Annotated in this window: 3 protein-coding genes; all 3 read left to right on the plus strand. The window is 71.8% G+C overall.

The window, feature by feature from the left end:
- Positions 1-505: 505 nt before the first annotated feature.
- The 3 genes from FNQ90_RS20485 to FNQ90_RS20495 all read left to right on the plus strand — a co-directional run bounded on the left by FNQ90_RS20485 (position 506) and on the right by FNQ90_RS20495 (position 2,065).
- Positions 506-1,108, plus strand: coding sequence for a hypothetical protein (locus FNQ90_RS20485; RefSeq protein ID WP_182607708.1), 603 nt, complete (start codon positions 506-508; stop codon positions 1,106-1,108).
- Positions 1,109-1,391: 283 nt separating this feature from the next.
- Positions 1,392-1,823 carry a 30S ribosomal protein S16 gene (gene rpsP, locus FNQ90_RS20490; RefSeq protein WP_143623944.1) on the plus strand — a complete coding sequence of 144 codons (432 nt, stop codon included), beginning with the start codon at positions 1,392-1,394 and terminating at the stop codon, positions 1,821-1,823.
- A gap of 2 nt (positions 1,824-1,825) precedes the next feature.
- A complete protein-coding gene (locus tag FNQ90_RS20495) occupies positions 1,826-2,065 on the plus strand; it encodes an RNA-binding protein (RefSeq protein WP_143623946.1) in 240 nt (79 codons plus the stop codon).
- Positions 2,066-2,184 lie beyond the last annotated feature (119 nt).

A 2,184-nucleotide genomic window follows, 5' to 3' on the forward strand; every position in this document is an offset into this window, starting at 1 on the left:
CCCCGGGGCCGACGACGCTCCGGGTACGCTGGCCGTCGTGGCGCGCGCGTACTGATCGGGGGTCCGCCCTCCCGGCGAACGCCCCGACGGGGTTCGGGGCGCCACAGCACGGCACGTGTCGAGGCCGGGGGGCCCGTTGGTGACGGCAGGGGAAAAGCGTGGGACGGCGTCGGGGAGCACCCGACGGCGGTCCGTGACGGCCGGGGCCGGAGGCCCGGGATCCGATCCCGGGGTCGTCACCACCCGGGTCGGGAGACCGCGGTCGTCGCGACCCTGCCGCGATCGGTCCGCCGGCGTGCCCACTCCGTTCCCCGTGGGGTTCGGCTTCATCCCGCCCCGTGACTCCCCGCTTCCTCGGCGGAATGTTTCGGGAGGGGTCTTTTCATCCCTTGCCGGCCTTCCGTCCGGGATACCCACACCTCGTCATGTACTGACCGGTAAGTTCAAAATCGGAGACTTTCTCCACAATCGGAACACCCCGGGGGGCCGAGTCGTTAATCCCGACGTGAGCACGACACCACCTGTCCTCGCCGCCGAGCTGGCACTTGCCTGGTCCGACATCCAGCGCCATCATCCCGAGCTTCCCGACCTGGCGGCACCCGAATCCCTGATCGGGGAGTCCTCCTCAGCCTGCGGCGCCCAACTCTCCTTCGAGCGGTTGCTCCACGAGGCGGTGCACGGCATCGCGGCCGCCCGGGGGGTCCGTGACACATCCCGGGCGGGGCGCTACCACAATCGGCGATTCCTGGCGATCGCCGAGGAACTGGGACTGGAGCACCTGGAGGAACCCCATCCCAGTAGCGGCTTCTCCCTGGTGGTGATGAACGCCGCCACCCGTCGTCGCTACCGCCGGACCGCGGAACGCCTGCAACGGGCCCTGTCCGCGCACCTCGCCGCCACCGCCGCCGACACCAAGCGCAGCTTCCGGGGGCCGGCCGCGCGCCACGGTTCCTCCGGTGGCGGTGTGCGGGTCAAGGCCGTCTGTGACTGCGGGCGCAACGTCCGGGTCGTCCCCTCGGTGCTCGCCCAGGCCCCCATCGTCTGCGGAGCCTGCAACAAGCCGTTCCGCATCGCCGGTGCGGCCGAGCCCGTCACCGCCGCGGCCTGAAGTCCCCCGGGCGCCCCGACGGCTGTTCCGTCGGGGCGCCGATCACCGCCCCGGCCCGCTCCGCCGTACGGCCCGGCCCCGATGGTCCGCACCCTCCCGCGGGTGCGGTTACCGGCTCGTTCGGGAGGAGACGTCCGGTGTGGCAGAATGGGCCGCTGAACTCGCCGGCCGTACAGGACCCCTCTCTCCTCCGGCTGACGCGTCCGTAGGGCCCCGGGCGTCGCAACCCCACGCGGCGGACCATCACGGCCCACCCACGTCAACTCCAGGAGACACCACAGTCGTGGCAGTCAAGATCAAGCTGAAGCGTCTGGGCAAGATCCGGTCGCCGCACTACCGCATCATCGTCGCCGACTCCCGCACCCGTCGTGACGGCCGCGCGATCGAGGAGGTCGGCCTGTACCACCCGGTGCAGAACCCCTCCCGCATCGAGGTCGACTCCGAGCGTGTGCAGTACTGGCTCGGTGTCGGTGCGCAGCCGACCGAGCCCGTGCTCGCCATCCTCAAGGTCACCGGCGACTGGCAGAAGTTCAAGGGCCTGCCGGCGCCGGAGCCGATGAAGGTCGCCGAGCCGAAGTCGGAGCGCGTGCCCTTCGAGGCCGTCACCGAGGGCGCCGGTGGGGACGCCAAGGGTGAGGCCATCACCCCGAAGGCGAAGAAGAGCGACAAGGCCGCCGACGCCGAGTCCGGCGCGGACGAGTCGGCCGGGGCCTGAGCATGCTCGAGGAGGCCCTCGAGCACCTGGTGAAGGGCATCGTCGAACACCCCGACGAGGTTCAGGTCGCCTCGCGCACCCTGCGGCGGGGAAGGGTTCTGGAGGTCCGGGTCCATCCGGACGACCTCGGCAAGGTGATCGGCCGCAACGGCCGGACCGCCCGCTCCCTGCGCACCGTCGTCGGCGCTCTCGGTGGACGCGGCATCCGCGTCGATCTGGTTGACGTCGACGAGGTCCGCTGAACCACCCACCGATCCACCCCGGCGACCCCGTCGCCCGCAGCACCGACCCGGGTCGGGTGCGGCCACCGCCGCACCCGACCCGGTCCGTTGTCGCGGAGCGAAGCCGCCCCGTCCCCCTC

Origin of the sequence: Streptomyces alkaliphilus (assembly GCF_014141535.1) — a bacterium.
Classification (GTDB): domain Bacteria; phylum Actinomycetota; class Actinomycetes; order Streptomycetales; family Streptomycetaceae; genus Streptomyces; species Streptomyces alkaliphilus.